Origin of the sequence: Acinetobacter sp. TY1 (genome assembly GCF_048551395.1) — a bacterium.
GTDB lineage: Bacteria > Pseudomonadota > Gammaproteobacteria > Pseudomonadales > Moraxellaceae > Acinetobacter.
Map to the genome: position 1 here is coordinate 1 of NZ_JBLYZK010000065.1, position 2,391 is coordinate 2,391.

General features: G+C 33.0%; 3 protein-coding genes. 1 reads left to right on the plus strand and 2 read right to left on the minus strand.

Annotated features, from left to right (window positions below; all coding sequences use genetic code 11):
• A partial coding sequence (locus tag ACK2M2_RS16335; protein WP_419349900.1) for a hypothetical protein occupies window positions 1-229 on the plus strand: 229 nt, incomplete at its 5' end.
• A 35-nt stretch (window positions 230-264) separates the two neighbouring features.
• Here the strand turns inward: ACK2M2_RS16335 and ACK2M2_RS16340 are convergent.
• Window positions 265-1,914: a DUF7017 domain-containing protein gene (locus ACK2M2_RS16340; protein ID WP_419349902.1), complete on the minus strand. Its 1,650-nt coding sequence runs from the start codon at window positions 1,912-1,914 to the stop codon at window positions 265-267.
• Window positions 1,915-2,163: 249 nt separating this feature from the next.
• Window positions 2,164-2,391 (minus strand): hypothetical protein (locus tag ACK2M2_RS16345; protein WP_419349903.1); only part of this gene is annotated, 228 nt, incomplete at its 5' end.

Consider the following 2,391-nt stretch of genomic DNA (forward strand, 5'->3'; position numbering starts at 1 on the left):
AGATGTATCAGATGTATCAGATGTATCAGATGTATCAGATGTATCAGATGTATCAGATGTATCAGATGTATCAGATGGTTCTGCCATACATCAAAATTCAGTACAACACCCTTTATGGGGTATCGGTTTTGTCACTTTTTCAAATGAATCTTTCTTACGGATAAGATTCCCTGAAATTAATGAAACTAAAGAGATTCCCAAGAACTCAAAAGCTATAAAATATATTTAAAATGAAATAAGCCACTCAGATAGAGTGGCTTATTTTTATGAAATTGATATCGCTTTCCAACTGTAGGTATCTTTATCTCTTTGCTTACTGAAGATAGCCTGTACATTGATTAGTGTTTTATCCTCAGTATTCTTGATTAAGTTTGGTGATATAAAGATGTCGTTAACAAATCCGAACCCTTTTGGATTTTTACGTAGCTCACCTTTTTCTTCTTTCATATCAGAAATTTTTGCACTATTAGCTAATTCCACATGTGAAATTTCAACCCGCTGTGTTTTAGCATTGATTGTTGAAAAGCATTTCAATTTAGAACCTATCGATATTTTGTCTTTTAAGCCCCGTAATATGTTTTGATCTAGCTTTAATTCTTGATCTTTATTGAGAAAAACTTTTATATTTTCATAATCATCACTAATATAACTAATAACGCCAAATTGTTGGTTAGTACACCCCCACTCTTCTCCCTCCATCTGCTCCACAACGTTTACAACTAAATTTTGATTAGAGTCTTCTTGAATACCTAAAGTAATCAATACTGGAGCTCCTTTCTTCATTTTGAGATGATTAAAACCATTAGCAAGTAATGACTCAAATTTATTACCATTTTTAATAGAAAATTTAGCAAACTCTTTAGGCTTTTTGCCTTCTCTTTTTATTTTTAACTGCCCAAGATATGTTGCTGAAACCTTCCTAATTTCATCAAAACATAAAGATAAGGCATCTGATGCATGCTCTTCATAAAATTCTTTAGCTGCTTTTAAATCATTCTTGTTAGGATCAAACCAATTGCTTTGTATTAAATGATTTAACTCTTCCGGTAATTTCCATTGATTCTCATTTCTAATTTTAATTGATTGATTAATTTCAAAACTTGCTTCATCAAACATCTCTAAGCTAATCAAAAGTTTGGCAAAATCAAGATGAGCAGTAACTAAAAATTTTTCTTCAGTTTTACAAAGCATGGCTTTACAAAAACATGCCAAAGCTAAATCTTTTTGATCGAACTGATAAATTCTTGCAGCCTCGGCCCAAACCCAAAATTCAGATTTTTTTAACTTTAAGACAGAGGATAGAACTTGACTTGCATTTTCATAATTTCCCATACGTCTTAAGACAGCGACAGCATCCCAATCTAACCAAATAGCATCCTCATCTGATAACTTAGATCGTGCCTGATTAGCCCACTCCAAGCAAAAATCTGCTTGTTCTTTCTTTAAATCTTGAGCAGTTTTCGCCCATTTACATAGACCTCTAGCGACTTCATAAGCTACAGGGAGGTTGCGACGCTCTTTACCCTGCTTATCTACATAAGTAGTAACTTCCCAATCTTCCGCCCTCAAAGCAGCTTTGCCAAACCAGTGTACATAATTATAAAAATCAGGAAAATGTATTGCATATGGACTGATCAATTGCAAAATCATTGAAAATGCCATTTCTGGTCGACGCGTTTCTCCTTTAATATAATCCTCATAAGTTTTTATTAATTGCTGAACAAGTCTTTGATCAACTGGATCTGTTTGTTTTAGTTTGGTAGTGATTTCTTTTATTTCAGAATAATATGTCCACTCAATTTGGCTTTTTAGTTGAAGAGAATTTGGAAAATTCTGTAATTCTACTCTTGCTAAATCTCTAGCTCGCAGGTAATCACCATTCTTTCTAATTTGACTAATTTCTTGCCAATTCATCTTAAACATCACAATTTATCAATATTTTCAAATTATATTCTAATAATAGCTTTACTTTTCATAATTTTATGCTAATTAATGAATTCGACAATTTAAATTATAAATAAAGGGGTAATAATAATTGATCCTTGGACTGTCAGCACTCTCCTATACTGATCCTAACTCAAATTTAACCTGACAGAAACTCTAAAAATGGGTAACTGCCAGATCAGGTTTGACTAGTACAATCTATTTAGTTGATCCTAAATATTATTTTGATAGTCGATCCAAATATTTCTGCAGATCGTCGGCACTATTAATTGGATAAGTACAACTCCCTATACCTACTGATACCCACCAATAAGGTGCTGTAAGTAAGTTAATATCACCCTTTTCTTCATGTGAATTTGGTTCGGCAAACGGCTTTGTTGCACAAAGATTTGAAATGCAAAGCGCCCCTAATTGAGCCAAATTTAAGGCGTAACTTGGGTAAGTGGT

Excerpts from the sequence above, each read along its gene's own strand:
- ACK2M2_RS16340 (WP_419349902.1), bottom strand. The coding sequence starts at position 1,914 with ATGAATTGGCAAGAAATTAGTCAAATTAGAAAGAATGGTGATTACCTG.